12 protein-coding genes are annotated in these 23,534 nt (G+C 44.6%); 4 read left to right on the forward strand and 8 right to left on the reverse strand.

Annotation, left to right across the window (positions count from 1 at the left end; translation table 11 throughout):
- Window positions 1-42: 42 nt before the first annotated feature.
- Entirely contained in the window at window positions 43-9,492 is a 9,450-nt protein-coding gene (locus tag AC5YB3_RS21185; protein WP_494526118.1) for an SPM autocatalytic domain-containing protein, read from the forward strand.
- 1,628 nt (window positions 9,493-11,120) lie between these two features.
- On the opposite strand, the gene AC5YB3_RS21190 is transcribed toward AC5YB3_RS21185, so the two are convergent.
- The 5 genes from AC5YB3_RS21190 to AC5YB3_RS21210 form a co-directional block, all read right to left on the reverse strand.
- Window positions 11,121-11,864, reverse strand: coding sequence for a cupin domain-containing protein (locus AC5YB3_RS21190; protein WP_028759672.1), 744 nt, complete (start codon window positions 11,862-11,864; stop codon window positions 11,121-11,123).
- Between the two features lie 174 nt (window positions 11,865-12,038).
- Window positions 12,039-13,154: a hypothetical protein gene (locus AC5YB3_RS21195; RefSeq protein ID WP_494526119.1), complete on the reverse strand. Its 1,116-nt coding sequence runs from the start codon at window positions 13,152-13,154 to the stop codon at window positions 12,039-12,041.
- A 127-nt stretch (window positions 13,155-13,281) separates the two neighbouring features.
- A complete protein-coding gene (locus AC5YB3_RS21200; protein ID WP_494526120.1) occupies window positions 13,282-14,418 on the reverse strand; it encodes a hypothetical protein in 1,137 nt (378 codons plus the stop codon).
- 40 nt (window positions 14,419-14,458) lie between these two features.
- On the reverse strand, window positions 14,459-14,827 hold the full coding sequence (locus AC5YB3_RS21205; protein WP_259520257.1) for a cytochrome c3 family protein: 369 nt from the start codon (window positions 14,825-14,827) through the stop codon (window positions 14,459-14,461).
- A 5-nt stretch (window positions 14,828-14,832) separates the two neighbouring features.
- On the reverse strand, window positions 14,833-16,353 hold the full coding sequence (locus AC5YB3_RS21210) for a flavocytochrome c (RefSeq protein WP_219251615.1): 1,521 nt from the start codon (window positions 16,351-16,353) through the stop codon (window positions 14,833-14,835).
- A 346-nt stretch (window positions 16,354-16,699) separates the two neighbouring features.
- Here AC5YB3_RS21210 and AC5YB3_RS21215 point away from each other — a divergent pair, with 346 nt between their 5' ends.
- On the forward strand, window positions 16,700-17,458 hold the full coding sequence (locus tag AC5YB3_RS21215; protein ID WP_259520258.1) for a TetR/AcrR family transcriptional regulator: 759 nt from the start codon (window positions 16,700-16,702) through the stop codon (window positions 17,456-17,458).
- A gap of 772 nt (window positions 17,459-18,230) precedes the next feature.
- A complete protein-coding gene (trmY, locus tag AC5YB3_RS21220; protein ID WP_006086220.1) occupies window positions 18,231-18,827 on the forward strand; it encodes a tRNA (pseudouridine(54)-N(1))-methyltransferase TrmY in 597 nt (198 codons plus the stop codon).
- Between the two features lie 219 nt (window positions 18,828-19,046).
- Here the strand turns inward: trmY and AC5YB3_RS21225 are convergent, their stop codons facing one another.
- Window positions 19,047-19,913 carry a LysR family transcriptional regulator gene (locus tag AC5YB3_RS21225; RefSeq protein WP_494526121.1) on the reverse strand — a complete coding sequence of 289 codons (867 nt, stop codon included), beginning with the start codon at window positions 19,911-19,913 and terminating at the stop codon, window positions 19,047-19,049.
- Window positions 19,914-20,031: 118 nt separating this feature from the next.
- On the opposite strand from AC5YB3_RS21225, the gene AC5YB3_RS21230 reads away from it, so the two are divergent.
- The gene (locus tag AC5YB3_RS21230; RefSeq protein ID WP_494526122.1) at window positions 20,032-21,138 is read left to right on the forward strand and encodes an NADH:flavin oxidoreductase/NADH oxidase; all 1,107 of its coding nucleotides are present in this window, start codon (window positions 20,032-20,034) and stop codon (window positions 21,136-21,138) included.
- Between the two features lie 304 nt (window positions 21,139-21,442).
- Here the strand turns inward: AC5YB3_RS21230 and AC5YB3_RS21235 are convergent, their stop codons facing one another.
- Both AC5YB3_RS21235 and AC5YB3_RS21240 read right to left on the reverse strand, forming a co-directional pair.
- Window positions 21,443-23,230, reverse strand: a complete 1,788-nt coding sequence (locus tag AC5YB3_RS21235) for a DUF3413 domain-containing protein (RefSeq protein WP_063884046.1) — start codon at window positions 23,228-23,230, stop codon at window positions 21,443-21,445.
- 66 nt (window positions 23,231-23,296) lie between these two features.
- Window positions 23,297-23,515 (reverse strand): YejL family protein, encoded by a 219-nt coding sequence (locus tag AC5YB3_RS21240; RefSeq protein WP_011847036.1) that lies wholly within the window; start codon window positions 23,513-23,515, stop codon window positions 23,297-23,299.
- Window positions 23,516-23,534: the final 19 nt, after the last annotated feature.

A 23,534-nucleotide genomic window follows, 5' to 3' on the forward strand; every position in this document is an offset into this window, starting at 1 on the left:
ATTTAAAAAATTAGTCTTTAATACATGAATAGGGAAATAGATGTGAATACAAAGAATAATCCTGAACAAAGTCTAAAACAAGATCTAGAAGCTACGATACGATCTGTTAATGAAGATATGAAGTCATATTTTCTTACTATAACCAATGAAACTAGTGCTATATTCTCATTGGGTGACCATGTTGCTGCCGTAGTACGTGCAGGAGCGTCTAAATTACAAATAGAAGCAATCATTGCAAATGAGTTGCAGACTCATTTCACACACTTGGCGAATGAAGCTCAAATCTTTATTGATATTTCCAAAGCAAAAGAACAAACCGTTATTGCAGATGCGTGGCAACAAACCCAAGATCTAAATATAGGGCTTGCCGATAGCAAGTCTAAGTATGCAAGTAGTTTTAATTACTTATCAGACACAGTGCAGAGTTTAGGTAATAAAGGAGTAAAGGCCTTAGGTTTCGCTGGGGTAGTTATTGATCTGGAGCAGCTTGCTGTTCATGCCCTCAATAATAATATTGACGAATTCAATAAAAAAGTATCCTCAATAGTAGGGCAAACAGCTGCGCTCTCTCTAGCTGTATATGCAACAGGTGTTATCTCGAGCGTAATTGCTACAGCTGTTGGCGTCACAGCGCTGCCCTTAGCCGCGGCAATTGCTGTTGGAGCTGGTGTTACTTATGGTTTGGCGGTGGGTGGAGCTTATGGCGGTGAGTGGATATATGATGGGATCAAGAGTTTAATACCAGAACTTGGAATAAATAGTAATTATCTAGATCAAGCAGGTAGTTTATGGGAAAGTTTGACTGATTCAGTTTCAAGCTTGCTGGGAACCGATTCGACACAGACACCGGAGCCTACCAACCCAACGGAGCCTACCAACCCAACGGAGCCGACGAATCCGACGAATCCGACGAATCCAACGAATCCAACGAATCCAACGAATCCAACGAATCCAACGAATCCAACGAATCCGACGAATCCAACGAATCCAACGAATCCAACGAATCCAACGAATCCAACGAATCCGACGAATCCGACGAATCCGACGAATCCAACGAATCCAACGAATCCAACGAACCCAACGGAGCCGACGAATCCAACGAATCCAACGAATCCAACGAATCCAACGAATCCGACGAATCCGACGAATCCAACGAATCCAACGAATCCAACGAATCCGACGAATCCAACGAATCCAACGAATCCGACGAATCCGACGAATCCAACGAATCCGACGAATCCGACGAATCCGACGAATCCATCGGAGCCTACTCTTCCTACTGAATCAGTTAATTTAGGAACTCCTCATGGGGAGGAGTTTGATTATTGGCTAAATCCAGATGGCAGTATTACTAGCGGAGGAGCTAAGCCAGCAACTGGGTTGTTACCTGAAGGTGTTAGCGATACCGGACTAACAGCAGCGTTTATTGGGGGACAACCAATCGTCACGAACCCTATAACAGGCGAAAAATTTACGCTTGATGGCTTACCATATCCACCGCCAAGTGGCGGCGGTGGCGGCGGTGGTGCTGACGGTGGTGCTGACGGCGGTGCTGATGGCGGTGCTGACGGTGGTGCTGACGGCGGTGCTGACGGCGGTGCTGACGGCGGTGCTGACGGTGGTGCTGACGGCGGTGCTGACGGCGGTGCTGACGGCGGTGCTGACGGCGGTGCTGACGGCGGTGGCGGTGCTGACGGCGGTGATGGCGACGGTGACGGCGACGATGATGGCGACGGCGATGGCGATGATGGCGACGACGATGGCGACGACGATGGCGATGATGGCGACGACGATGGCGACGATGATGGCGATAGCGACGATCGCTTCCTCCCTCCCCCTCCCCCTCCGCCAGTGCCGCCAGTGCCTAGGCGAGACCCATTAGCAATTGATTTAGATGGTAATGGTTCGGTTGAAACTGTTGATATAAATCAAGGTGTATATTTTGACCTTGATAATAGTGGCTTCGCAGAACAAACCAGTTGGGTTACACCAACTGATGCCTTTTTAGTATTAGACCGTAACCAGAATGGCACTATTGATGGAGGGGCTGAATTATTTGGTACTGATACATTACTTTCAAATGGCCATAAAGCATCGAATGGATTCGAAGCATTAGCAGATTTCGATGAAAATAATGATGGTCTAATAACCCAGCAAGACAGCATTTTTAATGAACTAAGAGTCTGGCAAGATATTAATAGTAATGGTGTAACAGACGATTATGAGCTGAAATCATTGGCAGAGTTAAATATTCAATCATTTAATTTAGATTTTACAGTAAATACTTTTACGGATGAAAATAATGTTCGGCATCAAGAGCAAAGCATGTTCACGTATGCCGATGGGAGCACAGGGCTAACAAATACGTTATGGTTTGACTCCGATAGAAGAAATACTGTCCCAGTAGACATTCATAATGGTGATGGAGTTATTGTTTCTGAAGAGATTGCTGCACTACCTGATGCGGTAGGATTTGGTAATGTGTATTCATTACATCATGCAATGTCACGTGATATCACAGGCGAATTACAGTCTTTAGTCGCTGCATTTTCGATAGAAAAAGATGTTGCTAAGCGTTGGAACTTGGTTAATGACATTTTGGCTAAATGGACAGGTCAGGAAGATGTAAGTCCTGTTAGTCGCGGAGAGCAAATAAACGGACAACAATTAGCTATTTTAGAAGCATTTTGGGGACAACCTGCGTTACAGGAAAATCCAACAGGGCAATATGCTCAAATTGTTATTGATGTTTATCAGGGGCTCACTTTATCAATTTATACTCAACTTATGGTTAGTAGCCATGCAGATGCATTATTTAATATGTTGTCTTTCATTGAAACTGATGGAACTTGGGTTGGGGACTTTAAGCGTGTAAGTCAATATTTTGCTCAACGTTTTGAAGATGAGGGCAGTACTGTCAACGTAGAATTATCAGATTTTATTGACGTAGTTAAAGGTATCTGCCCCTATGATCTTGCAATGCAAGATGACTTTATTCGGGAGCTAATAAGTCAGTCAAGGTTCCTTGATTCTGATTCTCGCTTAGTAATGATGAGCTCACTTCCTGTTGGATATGTAGTTATTGGGACCAATGAAGATGATATTCTAACCAATAATAAAGGGGAACTAGGACTAATTGGAGGAAAAGGCAATGACCAGCTGACGGGTGCGTATAATGGGAATAACACGCTCGATGGTGGTGAGGGAGATGACAAACTCGTTATCGCTGAATACCGTGATCACGGTAAGGATTTCCAGAATAGCCTGCGTGGTGGCAAAGGTAATGACACTCTCAGTGGTAGCTATGGCAGTGACACGTATCACTATGATTTAGGTGATGGTAATGACGTTATCACTGATGTTGGTCATGACTCTAAGCAATCAGCGAGTCTTTATCGTCAAGATAAAATTATCTTTGGAGCTGGTATTACGCGTGAGATGGTGAGTTTAACTCATGATGCAGCGGGCAATATTATCGTCACGATAACGGACCCAGATAATGCGGCAAATAATGGTCGTATCACCATCATGAATGCTTATCTTAATGTGCATTACCGTATTGAAGCTATTGAGTTTTCAGGTGACAGCAGTGGTGCCAGCAACTTGGATGAGGCGGCGATATTGGCGGCCGCAACAGGGATGTATGGTACGGATGGTGATGATGTTATCAATGGTACCTCACTGACGGACACCATCTATGGCGGTGCGGGTAATGACAAGATACACACTGGTACGGGAAGTGACGTGGCTTACGGTGGTGAGGGTAATGATACCCTTAGCAACGGTGGTGGCGGTAATACGAGTCTCTATGGTGAGGCAGGCAATGACCAGCTGACGGGTGCGTATAATGGGAATAACACGCTCGATGGTGGTGAGGGAGATGACAAACTCGTTATCGCTGAATACCGTGATCACGGTAAGGATTTCCAGAATAGCCTGCGTGGTGGCAAAGGTAATGACACTCTCAGTGGCAGCTATGGCAGTGACACGTATCACTATGATTTAGGTGATGGTAATGACGTTATCACTGATGTTGGTCATGACTCTAAGCAATCAGCGAGTCTTTATCGTCAAGATAAAATTATCTTTGGAGCTGGTATTACGCGTGAGATGGTGAGTTTAACTCATGATGCAGCGGGCAATATTATCGTCACGATAACGGACCCAGATAATGCGGCAAATAATGGTCGTATCACCATCATGAATGCTTATCTTAATGTGCATTACCGTATTGAAGCTATTGAGTTTTCAGGTGACAGCAGTGGTGCCAGCAACTTGGATGAGGCGGCGATATTGGCGGCCGCAACAGGGATGTATGGTACGGATGGTGATGATGTTATCAATGGTACCTCACTGACGGACACCATCTATGGCGGTGCGGGTAATGACAAGATACACACTGGTACGGGAAGTGACGTGGCTTACGGTGGTGAGGGTAATGATACCCTTAGCAACGGTGGTGGCGGTAATACGAGTCTCTATGGTGAGGCAGGCAATGACCAGCTGACGGGTGCGTATAATGGGAATAACACGCTCGATGGTGGTGAGGGAGATGACAAACTCGTTATCGCTGAATACCGTGATCACGGTAAGGATTTCCAGAATAGCCTGCGTGGTGGCAAAGGTAATGACACTCTCAGTGGCAGCTATGGCAGTGACACGTATCACTATGATTTAGGTGATGGTAATGACGTTATCACTGATGTTGGTCATGACTCTAAGCAATCAGCGAGTCTTTATCGTCAAGATAAAATTATCTTTGGAGCTGGTATTACGCGTGAGATGGTGAGTTTAACTCATGATGCAGCGGGCAATATTATCGTCACGATAACGGACCCAGATAATGCGGCAAATAATGGTCGTATCACCATCATGAATGCTTATCTTAATGTGCATTACCGTATTGAAGCTATTGAGTTTTCAGGTGACAGCAGTGGTGCCAGCAACTTGGATGAGGCGGCGATATTGGCGGCCGCAACAGGGATGTATGGTACGGATGGTGATGATGTTATCAATGGTACCTCACTGACGGACACCATCTATGGCGGTGCGGGTAATGACAAGATACACACTGGTACGGGAAGTGACGTGGCTTACGGTGGTGAGGGTAATGATACCCTTAGCAACGGTGGTGGCGGTAATACGAGTCTCTATGGTGAGGCAGGCAATGACCAGCTGACGGGTGCGTATAATGGGAATAACACGCTCGATGGTGGTGAGGGAGATGACAAACTCGTTATCGCTGAATACCGTGATCACGGTAAGGATTTCCAGAATAGCCTGCGTGGTGGCAAAGGTAATGACACTCTCAGTGGCAGCTATGGCAGTGACACGTATCACTATGATTTAGGTGATGGTAATGACGTTATCACTGATGTTGGTCATGACTCTAAGCAATCAGCGAGTCTTTATCGTCAAGATAAAATTATCTTTGGAGCTGGTATTACGCGTGAGATGGTGAGTTTAACTCATGATGCAGCGGGCAATATTATCGTCACGATAACGGACCCAGATAATGCGGCAAATAATGGTCGCATCACCATCATGAATGCTTATCTTAATGTGCATTACCGTATTGAAGCTATTGAGTTTTCAGGTGACAGCAGTGGTGCCAGCAACTTGGATGAGGCGGCGATATTGGCGGCCGCAACAGGGATGTATGGTACGGATGGTGATGATGTTATCAATGGTACCTCACTGACGGACACCATCTATGGCGGTGCGGGTAATGACAAGATACACACTGGTACGGGAAGTGACGTGGCTTACGGTGGTGAGGGTAATGATACCCTTAGCAACGGTGGTGGCGGTAATACGAGTCTCTATGGTGAGGCAGGCAATGACCAGCTGACGGGTGCGTATAATGGGAATAACACGCTCGATGGTGGTGAGGGAGATGACAAACTCGTTATCGCTGAATACCGTGATCACGGTAAGGATTTCCAGAATAGCCTGCGTGGTGGCAAAGGTAATGACACTCTCAGTGGCAGCTATGGCAGTGACACGTATCACTATGATTTAGGTGATGGTAATGACGTTATCACTGATGTTGGTCATGACTCTAAGCAATCAGCGAGTCTTTATCGTCAAGATAAAATTATCTTTGGAGCTGGTATTACGCGTGAGATGGTGAGTTTAACTCATGATGCAGCGGGCAATATTATCGTCACGATAACGGACCCAGATAATGCGGCAAATAATGGTCGTATCACCATCATGAATGCTTATCTTAATGTGCATTACCGTATTGAAGCTATTGAGTTTTCAGGTGACAGCAGTGGTGCCAGCAACTTGGATGAGGCGGCGATATTGGCGGCCGCAACAGGGATGTATGGTACGGATGGTGATGATGTTATCAATGGTACCTCACTGACGGACACCATCTATGGCGGTGCGGGTAATGACAAGATACACACTGGTACGGGAAGTGACGTGGCTTACGGTGGTGAGGGTAATGATACCCTTAGCAACGGTGGTGGCGGTAATACGAGTCTCTATGGTGAGGCAGGCAATGACCAGCTGACGGGTGCGTATAATGGGAATAACACGCTCGATGGTGGTGAGGGAGATGACAAACTCGTTATCGCTGAATACCGTGATCACGGTAAGGATTTCCAGAATAGCCTGCGTGGTGGCAAAGGTAATGACACTCTCAGTGGCAGCTATGGCAGTGACACGTATCACTATGATTTAGGTGATGGTAATGACGTTATCACTGATGTTGGTCATGACTCTAAGCAATCAGCGAGTCTTTATCGTCAAGATAAAATTATCTTTGGAGCTGGTATTACGCGTGAGATGGTGAGTTTAACTCATGATGCAGCGGGCAATATTATCGTCACGATAACGGACCCAGATAATGCGGCAAATAATGGTCGCATCACCATCATGAATGCTTATCTTAATGTGCATTACCGTATTGAAGCTATTGAGTTTTCAGGTGACAGCAGTGGTGCCAGCAACTTGGATGAGGCGGCGATATTGGCGGCCGCAACAGGGATGTATGGTACGGATGGTGATGATGTTATCAATGGTACCTCACTGACGGACACCATCTATGGCGGTGCGGGTAATGACAAGATACACACTGGTACGGGAAGTGACGTGGCTTACGGTGGTGAGGGTAATGATACCCTTAGCAACGGTGGTGGCGGTAATACGAGTCTCTATGGTGAGGCAGGCAATGACCAGCTGACGGGTGCGTATAATGGGAATAACACGCTCGATGGTGGTGAGGGAGATGACAAACTCGTTATCGCTGAATACCGTGATCACGGTAAGGATTTCCAGAATAGCCTGCGTGGTGGCAAAGGTAATGACACTCTCAGTGGCAGCTATGGCAGTGACACGTATCACTATGATTTAGGTGATGGTAATGACGTTATCACTGATGTTGGTCATGACTCTAAGCAATCAGCGAGTCTTTATCGTCAAGATAAAATTATCTTTGGAGCTGGTATTACGCGTGAGATGGTGAGTTTAACTCATGATGCAGCGGGCAATATTATCGTCACGATAACGGACCCAGATAATGCGGCAAATAATGGTCGTATCACCATCATGAATGCTTATCTTAATGTGCATTACCGTATTGAAGCTATTGAGTTTTCAGGTGACAGCAGTGGTGCCAGCAACTTGGATGAGGCGGCGATATTGGCGGCCGCAACAGGGATGTATGGTACGGATGGTGATGATGTTATCAATGGTACCTCACTGACGGACACCATCTATGGCGGTGCGGGTAATGACAAGATACACACTGGTACGGGAAGTGACGTGGCTTACGGTGGTGAGGGTAATGATACCCTTAGCAACGGTGGTGGCGGTAATACGAGTCTCTATGGTGAGGCAGGCAATGACCAGCTGACGGGTGCGTATAATGGGAATAACACGCTCGATGGTGGTGAGGGAGATGACAAACTCGTTATCGCTGAATACCGTGATCACGGTAAGGATTTCCAGAATAGCCTGCGTGGTGGCAAAGGTAATGACACTCTCAGTGGTAGCTATGGCAGTGACACGTATCACTATGATTTAGGTGATGGTAATGACGTTATCACTGATGTTGGTCATGACTCTAAGCAATCAGCGAGTCTTTATCGTCAAGATAAAATTATCTTTGGAGCTGGTATTACGCGTGAGATGGTGAGTTTAACTCATGATGCAGCGGGCAATATTATCGTCACGATAACGGACCCAGATAATGCGGCAAATAATGGTCGTATCACCATCATGAATGCTTATCTTAATGTGCATTACCGTATTGAAGCTATTGAGTTTTCAGGTGACAGCAGTGGTGCCAGCAACTTGGATGAGGCGGCGATATTGGCGGCCGCAACAGGGATGTATGGTACGGATGGTGATGATGTTATCAATGGTACCTCACTGACGGACACCATCTATGGCGGTGCGGGTAATGACAAGATACACACTGGTACGGGAAGTGACGTGGCTTACGGTGGTGAGGGTAATGATACCCTTAGCAACGGTGGTGGCGGTAATACGAGTCTCTATGGTGAGGCAGGCAATGACCAGCTGACGGGTGCGTATAATGGGAATAACACGCTCGATGGTGGTGAGGGAGATGACAAACTCGTTATCGCTGAATACCGTGATCACGGTAAGGATTTCCAGAATAGCCTGCGTGGTGGCAAAGGTAATGACACTCTCAGTGGCAGCTATGGCAGTGACACGTATCACTATGATTTAGGTGATGGTAATGACGTTATCACTGATGTTGGTCATGACTCTAAGCAATCAGCGAGTCTTTATCGTCAAGATAAAATTATCTTTGGAGCTGGTATTACGCGTGAGATGGTGAGTTTAACTCATGATGCAGCGGGCAATATTATCGTCACGATAACGGACCCAGATAATGCGGCAAATAATGGTCGCATCACCATCATGAATGCTTATCTTAATGTGCATTACCGTATTGAAGCTATTGAGTTTTCAGGTGACAGCAGTGGTGCCAGCAACTTGGATGAGGCGGCGATATTGGCGGCCGCAACAGGGATGTATGGTACGGATGGTGATGATGTTATCAATGGTACCTCACTAACGGACACCATCTATGGTGGTGCGGGTAATGACATCTTATTTGGTGGAAGTGGCAGCGATATTTATCATTTTGGCTCTCATAGTGGGCAAGATACAATAAACAATAATGATTCAAATTCATCTAGCATCGATATTGCGCGCTTTGATGATGTTTCAATAGAAGAACTCTGGTTTAGTCGTGATGGTGATAATTTGTTGATAAGTACCGTTGGAACTGATGACTTGGTAAATGTAAATAACTGGTATAGAGGTGAAAACTATCAACTGGATAAAATTCAAGTTGGTGAGTCAGTGTTGTTGAATACTCAGCTCGAACAACTTGTTTCGGCCATGGCAAGTTTTGATGTACCTGCTGGTGCCGGTAGCGTTGTTACTCAAGAAGCTCAAGATGCGCTGAAGCCAATATTAGTGGAAAGTTGGCAGACACTCTAGAGTTAGGTTTATTATTTAATTAAAGCCATTTTAATGAAGGCACCTCACTGATCCAGTGCGGTGCTTTTTTTTACTGTATTAAATGTAATGCTCTACTTCTTGAGCAGAAATAGTAATTGAGCTGTTATTCGTGAACAGCAGGTATCTACGAATAGGTTGACTCCGTCCAAATGAATGAGTTGCTTCATGTATCTGATAACGTACTCATTCATCTTATCTTATCCTAGCCAATGGATAGCCTGTGAGTTCGAAATTGATAGGGCAGATATAGGCGTGTAGTGCGACGATGACGAGTGAGAATACCGCACGTTTTCTTAGTTGTAGTTGTTGCTTATATGTTATATGGCGATAAGGGGATTACGCCATTCGAGTTCAACAGTACTTCGATGCGGCCTAGATAATCCCTAGATAGCCTCAAAAAGTTGGGAGCACTCAAACCTATGCAGTAGTAAGGCTACAGGCATATCGTTGCATCAACCCTATAGGAGGATGCAATGACTCGCTTTTGTTGCTGTTGTGTTATCACTTGAAGGGCGTAAAGGGTAGGGCAAAAGGTGAGTTTTTTGGCAGTTCTGGGTGAATTGATGGCGCCCAAATGGATCCTTCTATTCGGCTCACGGTTTCGGTCGTTGCCTCATCCTGCTTGGGTGCTATCCGCTCGCCGTTTTTGGTCATTAAAAGCAGGCAAAGTGGGATGATCTGCACACTGTTTCTGAGTGATTGAACGCGTTTTTAGGCTCATGCTGCCTTAGTTTGAATTGTTACTGATATGTTTCTATTCAATGGGTGTTGCTCAGTGTGTTGCACCAATATGGTTCAACCGTTTTTCGATGCGGCCTAGATAATCCCTAGATAGCCTCAAAAAGTTGGGAGCACTCTAGCCCATGCAGCAGTAAGGCTACAGACGAGTCATTGCATCAACCCTAGTGGAGGATGCAATAGCGTGCATTTGTTGCTTTAGTGTTAATTGTTGGCGGTAGGGTGAAGAGGGTAAAAGCCAAGGTTTTAGTCGGTTTTAGGTGAACAGCAGCTGTCTAGGCCTAGGCTTACTTTAGCCGAGTGCCAGGCTCGTTCTCTTTACCTACATTAGTCATCCCGCATATATAGGAATGGAGCGATGATCATGTGCAATTATGATGAATTTAGATTTTCAGATGGTCGGATTTTGTGCCTCGACGATGCTCACGGTTTGATTGAAGCCGAACGCGATACCTTATGGTGATGAGAATCACTCTCAACTCGATGTAGATGCGAACCATTATCATCACGGGTCCTTCTGGCGCGGTTGATTGCGGGGGCAGCGACACGCAGTGCTTCACTACATATGAGGATTTTAGAGGGCTTGGTTGTTGTTTTATTAGCGGGCTTTTAGGGGGCGTTCATAATTTTGAACGCTATCTATAGTGTTGATTGTAATTGATTATTTTGCTTGCTTTCTCAGAATCTCAAAAAATTGGTGTGCTCGGATATACCAACTTCACTAGATCGATTTTGTGATCCTTTGATCTTTGCTTTATGCGCCAATGTTATATCTCCATTTTTACTTCGCAGGATGAGGTCGTGGCGATATAAGCGGAGCAAAGAGGGCTAAACCACCTTCTTAGGAAGGTGGTTTATTTCAATTTGGCTTATTTTTTAAAGAATGCTTCGTTTGTACCGTATGGGCCTAGGTTAAGATCACGTTTACGAATGGCATCAACACGATCAAAGGCTTCTTCAGCCACTCTCAAGTTTTTCACATCTTTGCGCCAATAGTATTTAAAACCATCAAAATGAGCATTATTCGGATACCAGTAGAACACGCCTAAACCCTCTTTGTTTAAAATTGGCGTGTTGTGGATATGAGCCCCAGGTATGTAGAAGTATTGACCTTTAGCTAGGGTTTCGAATTTATTGTTTGCTAATGTTTTACTTGTGCCATTTACGACGTAATAACACTCAGGTTGGCCATGAAAGTGCGGCTCATGATCTGACTTGCCACCATTAGTAATACCGATAACAACTGGGCTGTCAGACAATTCTTTCCAAATATAGCCAACGGGAGAGTTTTTAGGGTCGCAGTTTTTTGCTTCTAGGACATTGCCATTATCATCCAAGGTTTTACAGAAACGTTGATCCGCGGCGATGCTGTCGTTGGGTTTAATGGTATTAAAATCGATTTTGCCTGCTTCCCAATCAGTAATATAAGCTTCAATTTCTGGGTTACGACATTGCTCAGGCATAGTATCTTGTGGGACATAAGGAGTACTGTCCGCAGGCACCGGTGTCATTTGTTGGTATGGAAGTTGTGCATGGTTACATTGTGGGCCTTGCGCCATAGCTGCCGTTGATGCCAATGCGGCGATTCCAAAAAGCATTTTTAATTTCATCATTATCTATCCTATTGTCTTAATTTTTAAAATGGCGGTATTGTGTTGGTATTATTGTTCTGTCACTAACAATAAAGATATTGGTCTACCGCAAAGGTGAAATGGATCACGTCATGTTTTCAGTGGCAAACTTATTCGTGACTCTGCTCGCGAATAATCTTATCTGCGACCCTAGCATTAGAAATGGAATTGCAGACTGACTTGTGCATAGTTGGAGGCCCCCTGAGTTGCCCTGGGCTGGGATACTGTGGGCACAAGAGAAGTGATATTGTCTTGCATTTGATAACGACCTATTTCAGCGCCTAAAGTGAGTGATTGGGTTAAATTGGTGAATAAGTTAACCCCAAAATGACTGCGATCTGTTTGTTCTACTTTTGTGGATGTGTGCCCATAAAAGATACTTGAACGTGTGTGTTGGGTCCAAAAGTGCCTATAGGCGAACATGACGGATAAAGAATTTTCTAATTGCCCATCTGTGATATCTCTAGCTGCATCGGTTCCTACATAGCGCCCTAAATGACCATAGTGCAATTGAATACGAAGATCATCTTTCCCTATGGAATGTATTTTTGCCGCTATTGATGTACCACCACCCCATTGGGCTGTATTGGCGGAGTCTAAATATCTTAGTAAACCTGATATCGACACATTACCCCAGTCACCCGATTGGTTGTAACGAACGATCATGTCTGGCAGATAATCATGGTTGGTATCAATCCATAGCGGTTCTGTTGACGTGAGTGCTGTGGCGAATTTAGTTTGTGCACTTGCTTGTTCTGGTGCTTGAGTTCCGTAGGTGTAGGGGTTTTCTAGGGCAAACTGCCAATGGGCTGTGTCATAACGTACCAGCGCTTGCCTTATCATGGCTTGACCAACTAATGGCCCGCCTAAATCGGCCGTTTCAGCGAAGGTGCTGGTATTGACTAAGGTAGACCAAGTTTGCCCAGCCGTTACGCCTTGGTAGGATATAAATGCGTGTCTTAGGCGGGGGCTGTAGGAATTGGAGATGATCGGATTCCCCTGCGCCGAGCCAACAAAGTCGATTTCAGCAAAGGCTTGAACTTCATTTGAGGTGATGGTCATATTTACGCGACTTTCTTGCGCACTGAATTGAGTACGTTTAGTGTTATCAGCGAAAGAACCTCCACCTGTCCAACTGTCTTGAAACTTCAGATTACCTTCAACATAACGTGCGTTTGCCTTAATAAATCCCCCCATTTGTAACTCTGTTCCATAGAGTGGTGAAAACGGAATAAAAAATAGGGATAAGGCGAGTAAAGTGTGTTGCTTCATGGTTGGCTAAATCACATTGAAAAATAAAAAATGCCCTAATAAATAGGGCATAAAAAGAACGGTCGATCAAAACAGCAGGAACGTCCTGATCGACTTGATTATTACAAACAAGAGTTAGAATGGAGAGTTAGAAATAATAGCCAAAGTTGATGTTAATGCGTTTATCCCAATCATTACCGACTTCCGGTAATCCAACATGGTCGTTATTGGCGGTAGAGAAGGTCATATTTTTACCCATAACAAAGTCGATCATTGTGTAGGTAGGACCTGCAGAAATCGCCATACCAGTGACGTTTTGCATACTGTTATCGTAGCTATCATCACCAACATCTGGCGTCATTAAACCAAAGTCGTTGTAGAACTTAATGCTACCCCAATCTGTGTTCACGGTTTTGGCAATGTTGATGTTATAGGCTTGGCCCTTAGAGGCAATTTCATACTGCCAGCTCACTACTGACACGCCAATTTTATTGGAGTCGATAGCATCTGCAGCATCGTATTCATATTGCATGGCTTGCATTTGTAAATTCCAGCCTTTGTAGCTGCTGTCTAAATGCAATGCTACGGCATAGCGATCGCCATTGTTGCCCGTCTCGCTGTTGTAGATTTGGCCATACTGCACAGAGCCACCAAATGTAGTCGAGCCACCTTCGTATTCTGTTGTATAAGTTTGGCGCACGTTTAACTGGTTAGTCTCTTCATTGTGATACTCAGTGCCATTGATGGTACCGGTATACAAATCGGTCGAATAACGCTTGTTCTCGGTCGCACCATATTCAGCATTTTTGTAAAAGGCTAAATCAGTATGCCAGCCATTTTTTTCGTAGGTGGCTTTAAGACCGATATCATGATCATCCTCAAAACCTAAGTAGTAAGGTAGACCAAACCACCAACTGTTAGAAATAAACTCGCGATTACCAAAGGGTACCTTGTTGATACCAAATTGCAGTTGCCAGTCTGGATCAATGTTGTAGTAACCATAACCGTACTTGATATAGTTAGTGCCTGAAGTAAAACGGTATTCTGCGGCTAAACCGAAGTTGCCTTTTTTACCATCAAATTTAATTGCGGCCATATCAAAATTAAAATCGCCGCCTTTGTCTTTTGAGGCTTTGTCATAATCTTTATAACCATAGTTAACACGCACTGCACCGCCAACGTTAATACCATCTTCTTGTTGTTCTGCAGCAAAAGCGGCTGAACTCGACATGGCCATTGCAGTTGCAACCATGGACAGCATAAACCGAGTGGATTGTTTCATCATCGTTACCTTTTATTTTAGTATTTGAATTTTAATAATTAATTTACATTTTTTTGAACCAAGTACGGTGGCATTCAGCACAAACTGGGGCCTTTTTTTCGTGTTCAGCGTGGCAGGCTAAGCAGCTTGCACCTTCGTTGTAGTGCAACGATTTGTGCGGATGAGCCTCTGGGATCGGTAGCTTTTTCTCGTCAACGGGGATACTGGTTATGTCACCGTGACACTCAACGCACGCAGCGTCGGTAGCATTTTGCTTACCTGAACCTTGGTGACAGCTTTTACAGCCTTCTTGATAGAGAGACTCATGATTTACTCGGCCTTGAGTACTGCCTTTCATTTTGACCAGCTCTCCGGCGTTTACATTGCCAGCAAATACGAATCCAATAAGGAGTGTGAGTAGTAATTTATTCATAATATTTAAGCCTGCATGTCAGATTTGATGGTTTCAGATACGATAATTCCCATCGTCAAGCACTCTAGGCATGCCGTTGAACTTAAACGTGTTCCACCATGTGTACCACCGGTCGCTTCACCAACTGCATACAGTTTCTTAATTGTCGTTAACGATTGACTGTGCATAACACGGGCACCTAAATCGGTTTTTAATCCTCCCATGCAGTAATGCACTTTTGGCCAGATCCGCGAGACGATAAAGGGCGGTTTCAGCTGTACAGCCGTATCCATCATGCGGCCAAAGAGTGGATCAACACCTTTAGGCACTTGTTGGTTGTACTCCGTAACGGTTTGTTTTAACTCATTTAGTGGGATATTAAACTGCTTAGCTAATTGCTCAAGGCTATCGACTTTCCAGGCAATTTGGTCACGCACGGCACGGGTGACGCGTTCATCGCCAACATGGTCATCATGATTAAAAAACACGACAGGATAAGCGGGGGAACCATCTGCATTACGGTTTTTCATTATGGCGTCAGAGCAGGTTTTTCTGTCGGCACGTTCATTCATAAACCGTTTACCATCAAGAACATTGACGGAAATGCCCTTATGGAAACCAATCGACAGTAACGCATTTGACCAACCGAAGCCGCCTTCATCAGGCGAACCCCAGTGGCCAGTTTGAATAAAGCTCATATGTATAGGCAGTGCACCGTGTGCCATGGCTGTAAGGGTGACTTCTCCAGTCGCTCCTAGCGCATTGGTGCAATCGAGTGTCTTATCAAGCGATGGATCAACCAGCTCACGCAGTTTTAAATTTCGAGAAAAACCACCGTGGGCAAGGATAACGGCCTTGTTAGCTTTGATATAGATTGTTTTGCCGGTTTTGAGATCGGGGAAACGATAATTTTGGCGAACTTTGAGGCCGATAATTTCCTGACCATCCATTATGAAATCTTCAACATAGTGTTGAAGACGATATTCAACTCCTTCTTTTTTACCCACTTCATAAAGTTTAGTGGTGATATCGCCGCCCACACCGTGTTGGGTACGAATCGCTCGTGCTTTATTATGTCCACCCACTTGCTGGTTAAATCCTTCGCGAAACTTTACCCCTGCATTAATACACAGGTCATAGGCATCCAGTGCGCGATTAGCCATTTGGCGCAACATGTCAGTATTTTGCATACCGCGGCCAGAAATGATCTGATCTTTAACCAGTTCCTCTGGCGAATCATCTTGAATGCCTTGGGCTAATTGGATTGGATTTTTGGGAATGGCTAGCCAACCGCCATTAATCGCAGAGTTACCGCCAATGACTTGCATTTTTTCCAATACAAGTACGGAACCAAGACCTTGGCGTTTAGAATTGAGTGAAGCAGATAAACCCGCGAAACCTGAACCCACGACGATAACATCGCGTGTTTCATCCCATTTTATGTTTGATGCGCACTCGTTAGCTGATGCTGCACTTGGCAGTGCGGCTGCAATACCGCCAATAGCTGCACCTGCCCCCAGTTTTAAAAAGTTTCTTCTATTATGCATGTTGTTCACCCTCTACTTCAGTATGCAAGCAAGATAGAGGCTATGGGGCAGGCTAAAGGTGAACTAAGTCACGGCTTTTTTGGAGTGGCAAACTTATTCGTGAGTTATGTCTAGAATAATCTTTTTTGAAAATGAAAGTTTTTTGCAACAAAAATGTAAGTGAAGGGATTTTAATCTATGAAAAAAACTTGTTGTTGCAATGTATGCTTGAGGTAACTCACAAAGAACATAAATAAAATACTCACTTGCGTGAGCTTTATCCCGATTAGTCATCCTTACCCTATAACAGGTATAAGTTAACAACGCATAATCCACGCTTACTTAGCGTTTTATTCGGGTTTAGTGCATGAAATGTCCTTCTGACACACTATCTATTTTAAGGTGCAATCAAATACTGGATGCAGCTGAGCTGTTGATTGAGTCGCAAGGCATCGTCTCTTTTAAGTTTTCTCAACTGGCTAAAGAAGTCGGTTGTTCTACTGGCACCTTGTACAAATTTTTTGAACGAAAAGAAGACGTTTTAGTTTGTCTGTTCCTAAGAAGTGCAACCTCTAATCACTTGCCAATTTTTATTAATAAAAATCCTGAATTAACGGCTAAAGAACGAGTATTGTTGCCAATTCTATTTACCTTTGAAACGATAAAACGCAGCAAAAGCTTTGCAACGTTACGTTCTGTTTCTGTTAATACTATGGTATGGCAACTTGCCAGTGATGAAAAAGTCGAACGCTTTAAAAAGCGCATTAATGCGTTCTGGGGCTGGTTTACTGACTCGCTCAATCTAGCAGTAGAAAAAGGGGAATTAGAGGCGACACCATTACAGGTAAAGGAGTTAGTACAGGGCATCACCTTTTATTTAACCGGGGCGTTAACTCAATTTGAGAGCCAGCTTATCGCGCCAGAATACCTTTCTAATCGTCGCGAAACCTGTTACCGACATTTGGCTAAATTGATGGGGCAATATAAGTGGAAAATGCCCTTAACCCCAGAATTATATGATTCTTTAGAGGCCAGAACGATTAAGTTCTTCGACCAACATTATCGTGATCATATGAGTTGTGCTGCATGTAGTGCGCTGTCTTGTACAAATGGTGTTGAGGGTTAACGGTGATTGAAATCAACAAAGCTCTGTTTCAGTAGATTTTATACTTGTGCCCAAATTCAATTCAGAAGTAATGGCTGCTTTTACGAATAATTTATCAAACGAGTGTGTTGCGGCTCTTCATAGCAATCTAGTTTTTGATCAAACTTTATTATGCTTCTAGATAAAGTCGGAGCGACGTTGGCCTGAATAAAGTCATCAGGCTAGGTATGCCTGCAAATAATTCGTTCACTGTTCATATTTTCAGCATGAAATATTCGTTTAAAAAAATAGATTAGATTTGCTTGTGCTAAAAATAGTGCAAATTGTACGGTCAAATACAGTGTAAGCTATTGAATGCACAGGCTGCACATTTCGCATTTGCATGTAAATGCACATAAATTATTAGGGTAATTAAAACGTGCAAAATTACATGATTTATGTTTAAATTTAGCAGGTTATGATTAAACGGTTCACTGTCATGGGGTGTCAGGGGTCGGAGGTTCGAATCCCCTCTTACCGACCAAATTAAATGCTTAATTGTTAGGCTGTTTTAATTATTAAGATAAGTGACAGTTAAGTAAAAACAAAACCCCGTGGTAGCATTGCTATACGGGGTTTTGTTTTTTTATATCTTTTTGTGGTCATGAGGACTAACGATAATCGTTTAAGCTCCAGTAGTCGACTTCATTGGTACAGTTAAGACAAAAATTCTTAACGTGAAATGACACGTTTCACATCGATATTTGCATTCGCCATTTAGCATTTAAGACATTATTGAGTAGGACATTTACCTATGCGCGCGTTTGTTTTACGAGCAAGATCAGCACCTACTGACAGTCAGTTGTTTTTGGCTTCTGTCGGCCAAGAGGCGCACACCGAGATTTTGGCTCATACCCTAATGAACACTATCTTTGTGGCTCAGTCCCATCGAAACGATGTTGTCGTTTATCTAGTGTTAGAAAGTACCCATGATTTTTCCCGCACTATTTGCTTTGATACCCGAAATATTTGCCATATTGGCGGTTTTCACGAACAAGCTTTGCTGACGAAAATTGCCAAGGCCTTAGATATTTCTCGGGGCATGACGAAAGAGCAAACTCGCGTTGTGGATGAGGGCATAACTGTGAGCACCATCAGTTTTGAAAAGCTGGTGCAGGACCTCGCGGTGGATTATCAATTGTTTATGATGGATAAGAAGGGCACGTCTATCCGTGAGCAGGAGTTTGTGGGTAATCCGTGTTTTTTGCTGACCGATCATATTCCTATGCCGAAGAAAAGTTTTAATACCTTGAAACGACTTGGTGCGCAAAAGATCAGCCTTGGGCCAAAGATGTTGTTTGCTTCCCAGTGCGTGGTATTGATCCATAATGAATTGGATATCAATCAGTAGCCGCTGAGCCTGATGTCTCACCGCTAACTGTGACGACTCTTGTGTTAGAGCTCGTGTAAAGCCCCATTTTAAAATGGGGCTTTTTTGTTTTTTAGCTACAGGTAACACCTTGGCATCGCGTTTTTAATGAGTTGCTTTAAATTGCGACAGTGGCACTGACACTGGCTTGGGCTCTATAAGGACTTTATCCATACAAGGAGGAGAGTAATAAATAAGCTTTTATATCTTCCCCTTTAAAAACGCGATCGCTTTTTGGGCTCTGCGTGACAAGGGCCATTCCGCGCGGTGGATAAGCCAAATGGTGTCTACAACTTGGCTACCACATTCCACTACATAAATATCTTGTTGGCGTTCAAAGGCTTTGCGGGCGTATTGCGGTATAACTGTAAATCCTAGTCCTTTCGCGACAGGCTCAAGGATCAGGCTGATTTGGTTGGTAAATCCTTTACAGGGAATGTCTTGAATACCGGGATTACTTGGATATTTTCGGCTAAGTAACCGGGTTGCCATGGCCTCGCCATCGGGATGGGAGATAAACCCTAGCCGTTGTAAATCAATCCACTCATGTTGTTTATGGCTTGCAGGTACCACAAGCTCAAGCGGCTCTTCGGTGAAATGCGTGCTGTGAATACGAGGATCGGAAGGTTTTAAGGTCACCATGCCGATTTCATGTTCATTGGCTAATACCGAGGAGACTATTTCACTGTCAGGGGCAAAACGGTGGCGAATGTTTAACGCCGGAAAGGCTTGTTGTAGTTCGATTAACAACGGAAAGAGTGTTAAACCAATGCTCCCCGGAGTGATAAGACTAATGTCGCCGACCTCAGCATCATCATAGATCAGTTTCTGCTGTAGGCGTTTTTGCGCGCATTCGACGTCTTTAACGTAGGTCAGCAGGTTTTCGCCAATCGGAGTGATTTTAAGTTGACGGGGGCGGCGTAAAAACAGTGTGCCGTATTCCTCTTCTAAACGACTGATATGTTGGCTCACGGCCGCTTGGGTGATACCAATGGCTTCGGCAGTTCGGGTGAAGTTACCTTTCTCGACCAGAACAGCAAAGGTGTGTAACCACTGTGGATTTATCATAAGCAAACTTTATCAACTCTATAATCTGTACATGCTTTTAATTATGGCACGATAAGGATAGTCTGTCGTCATTCAGTATTCCATTCCTTTTTGATTCTATTTGACACAGGAAACACCTATGGCCGATTTATTTTCATCCTTCAAACTTAAAGACATTACCCTCAAAAATCGTATTGCCGTTGCGCCCATGTGCCAATATCAAGCTACGGACGGACTCATCAACGATTGGCATCAGGTGCATTACACTAGCCTTGCCCGTGGCGGAGCGGGTCTTGTTGTAGTTGAAGCCACTGCAGTTTCTCCTGAAGGACGCATTACCCCCAAATGCCTTGGACTATGGAATGACGAACAAGCTCAAGGTCTCGCAAAGGTGGCTAGCGCTATTAAAAATGCCGGCGCTGTCGCTGGTATTCAGATTGGTCATGCGGGCCGTAAAGCGAGTGCCAATATCCCGTGGGAAGGCGATGATCATATTCCCAATGGTGAAGGACAAGGCTGGCAACCGATTGCACCGTCTGCAGTTGCCTTTGGCGCAAACTTACCTAAAGTGCCAACTGCTATGACGATTGAGGACATTGAGCGCGTTAAAGCAGACTTTGTGGCTGCGGCAAAACGGGCCTTAGCCGCAGGATTTGAATGGTTAGAGCTGCATTTCGCCCACGGTTATTTAGCCCAAAGTTTCTTTTCAACCTATGCCAATGAACGCACCGACCAATATGGTGGCAGTACAGAAGGGCGGGGACGCTTTTTGCTCGAAACGGTTGCAGCGGTAAGAGACGTTTGGCCACAGCATTTACCCTTAACGGCGCGATTTGGTGTGATTGAATTCGACCATAAAGATGAAGAAACGCTAACTGAATCAATCGCCTTGGTGAAGCAATTTAAACAAGCTGGGCTCGATATGTTAAACGTCAGCATTTGTTTCTCGACCCCAACGGCAAATATTCCATGGAGTCCGGCATTCTTAGCGCCTATTGCTGCGCGGGTTCGACAAGAAGTGGGTTTCCCTGTTGCGACGTCGTGGGGCATGGATAATCCGCAGCACGCCAATGCGGCCATTGAAGATGAACAAATGGATTTAGTGATGATAGGTAAAGCCTTTTTAGCGAATCCACATTGGCCATATCAAGCGGCACAAACCTTAAAGATTGCGCGCCCATCTTGGGTATTACCCGCTTCCTATGCCCATTGGTTGGAGCGCTACTCCACGGTTAAAGCCGATTGATTACGAATAGACTTGATCGTGAGAGAGTTCATTGCGAGCTAATTTTATGGTTGATTGGTTTGATTGTGACTTAGTTTTATTGTGGATTGGCGTAAGTTAAGTTCTTAATATTTAGCCCTAGTCTAAAAAGCCGTTATCTCTGGATAGCGGCTTTTTGTTTTGGGGATACGCAAACTCAGGTGGAAGGGGAATCGGTTAATCATCTTGTGATGAACTCTGATTTCTAAGCATTTCTTCTGTCGCTAGGGGAATAAAAAAGCCCCAATCCGCAGGGAGTGGGGCTTCTTCAAGCAGAGGATTGAGATTAGTGATTATAGAAACGTCGACCTTCGCGCATCACTTCAATCAACTCAGGCGCACTCATTTTCTTATTGAGCCTATGTTCATAGTTTTCATCGTAAATACGGTATTTGCCGTGGCGGTCAATCACTGTCACTTCCGCTTCTTGATAGATAGCAAAAATACGGCTATCACCTATGTAGATCCACGTTTCTTTACTCGGTTGCAATAAGCTGCGGCCAGCGCTGTAATCTGTGGTGTTATTGGTGCAGCCGAGCACGTGGGTCATCAAAGTCGGCGCTATGCCGTAATGGCTAGTGCGGTATTTGACCTTAGACGCGCCCGTATTGGGCCAGTGGATCACTAAGGGTACTTTGACACTCTGTGGTGACAGATTGCGATTCGCTTCGTCACTATTACTGGTGAACATCTTGCCATTCACCCCTGTGATAATCACTAAGGTATCCTTGGGCACATTGGCCAGCATTGCCTTAAGTTGTTGATCGACAAAATACAGTGATTGGCGATATTGATTAAACAGCACCTTTTGCGCTGGCATCAGGGCGGGATCGGCTTTTACTGTTTCAATGCCAAGGAAACCCACGGGAGTATCGAAATTCTCTGGTGCTTTTAAGTTAACAAGTGCAAACCAAGGTTTATTTTGGATGCTGTGCCACTCGTTAAAACTGGCCACAGTGTGCAAGTCGGCATCGGCGCTGCCATTGGTTTCTTTGGCAATCACAGGATTAAAGTCATTAAACATTGCCTGTGAAGAACGCAAATTAAGATTGGTTTCAGGCAGGAAAAGCCCCAGTTCATAACCCGCTTGCTGGAAGCTTCTGGTCATTAGCGGACTGGTGCTATTAAAAATTCGCGCATCGCCATAACTGCCTTGCAGGCCGTAGAGTAGCGAAAACATACCGGTTCTAAATTGGTTGCCGCCGCTGAAATGCTGGGTAAAAGACTGGTTACTTTCAGTGTATTGCTGCAAGAATGGCATGCTTTTGCCATCGACCATATCGGCACGCAAACTATCGATGGTGATCATCAACACATTGATTTTAGTGTCAGCTTGGCAGGTCAGTGGTTGCTCTGGATAATTGAGTACACTGGTATTGTGATTGACATCGTCACCTTGTGACGAGCCATCAATACCGTGACTTTCCATAAAGGAGCGCGCAGTCGCAGGGTATGATAAAGGATAAGTATCATCGAAACGGGTAATTTCAGTGATGTCGGCGGCATCGGCCCAAATGTGGATCAAGTGGCTACTGACAAAACAGATACCCACTAAGGTGATGACTTTATTGCCTAAATTCAGCTTCTGGATTTTCTCTATTCGCTTCCACAAAAAGTTCGCTGCCGTAAGCTCAATAGCAATAATGGCGAGTGGCGTGACGATATAGGAAGTACCGTGGAGCAGGGCATTGAGATCCGCCCAGGCCAAATCGAAGGCGAAGGGGCTCAAGTGCATGCCGTAATCGGCGTAAACAATAGTATCGTACAATAAGATACAGAGACTTAGGGTCGCGATCACCGCTGCGACACCTCTTAATATCTTTGAATAAGGCAATATCAAGGTCAGTGGGAACAGACAGATCAAATAGGCGATAAAGGCGAGAAAGCTAAACTGACCAATAGTGCTGACGCTTAGATAAACCCAGCCATACCAAGTTTCTGGATAACCCACGCTGCCAAGATATCGGCTGCCGACTATCATGGCTAATAGGCCATTGAAGAAGGCGAACCAATGTCCCCAGTTGATGAGCCGGGAAACCCGATCGCGGCTCATTTGCTTTTTTCGCTCGACCATAGTGATCCGCTTATTCCTAAAAGACCTTGTATCTTATATTCTTTTGACGGTTATTACCCAGTTAACTTACTGGGATTTAACCGATTGTGCGAGTGCTTTTGCAAATTGTTCGGCCACGGCTTGGCGCGATTCGCTTGGCACTTTACGTTCTAGCAGGTTTGTCACGCAGTTACCCAATGCCATCAGGCTCAGGTCAGTCGGTGCTTTATGCTTTTCTAACACAGCCAATATTTCGGCGATTAATGATTCAACTTGGGTATTTGAGTATTTCGATTGGATTGCCATAATCAAAAAATGTTTCACT

Source organism: Shewanella sp. 1311, assembly GCF_059338235.1.

Coding starts and splice junctions, on each gene's coding strand:
- AC5YB3_RS21190 (WP_028759672.1), bottom strand. CDS start 11,864: ATGATGAAATTAAAAATGCTTTTTGGAATCGCCGCATTGGCATCAACG.
- AC5YB3_RS21195 (WP_494526119.1), bottom strand. CDS start 13,154: ATGAAGCAACACACTTTACTCGCCTTATCCCTATTTTTTATTCCGTTT.
- AC5YB3_RS21200 (WP_494526120.1), bottom strand. CDS start 14,418: ATGATGAAACAATCCACTCGGTTTATGCTGTCCATGGTTGCAACTGCA.
- AC5YB3_RS21205 (WP_259520257.1), bottom strand. CDS start 14,827: ATGAATAAATTACTACTCACACTCCTTATTGGATTCGTATTTGCTGGC.
- AC5YB3_RS21210 (WP_219251615.1), bottom strand. CDS start 16,353: ATGCATAATAGAAGAAACTTTTTAAAACTGGGGGCAGGTGCAGCTATT.
- AC5YB3_RS21215 (WP_259520258.1), top strand. CDS start 16,700: ATGAAATGTCCTTCTGACACACTATCTATTTTAAGGTGCAATCAAATA.
- trmY (WP_006086220.1), top strand. CDS start 18,231: ATGCGCGCGTTTGTTTTACGAGCAAGATCAGCACCTACTGACAGTCAG.
- AC5YB3_RS21225 (WP_494526121.1), bottom strand. CDS start 19,913: ATGATAAATCCACAGTGGTTACACACCTTTGCTGTTCTGGTCGAGAAA.
- AC5YB3_RS21230 (WP_494526122.1), top strand. CDS start 20,032: ATGGCCGATTTATTTTCATCCTTCAAACTTAAAGACATTACCCTCAAA.
- AC5YB3_RS21235 (WP_063884046.1), bottom strand. CDS start 23,230: ATGGTCGAGCGAAAAAAGCAAATGAGCCGCGATCGGGTTTCCCGGCTC.
- AC5YB3_RS21240 (WP_011847036.1), bottom strand. CDS start 23,515: ATGGCAATCCAATCGAAATACTCAAATACCCAAGTTGAATCATTAATC.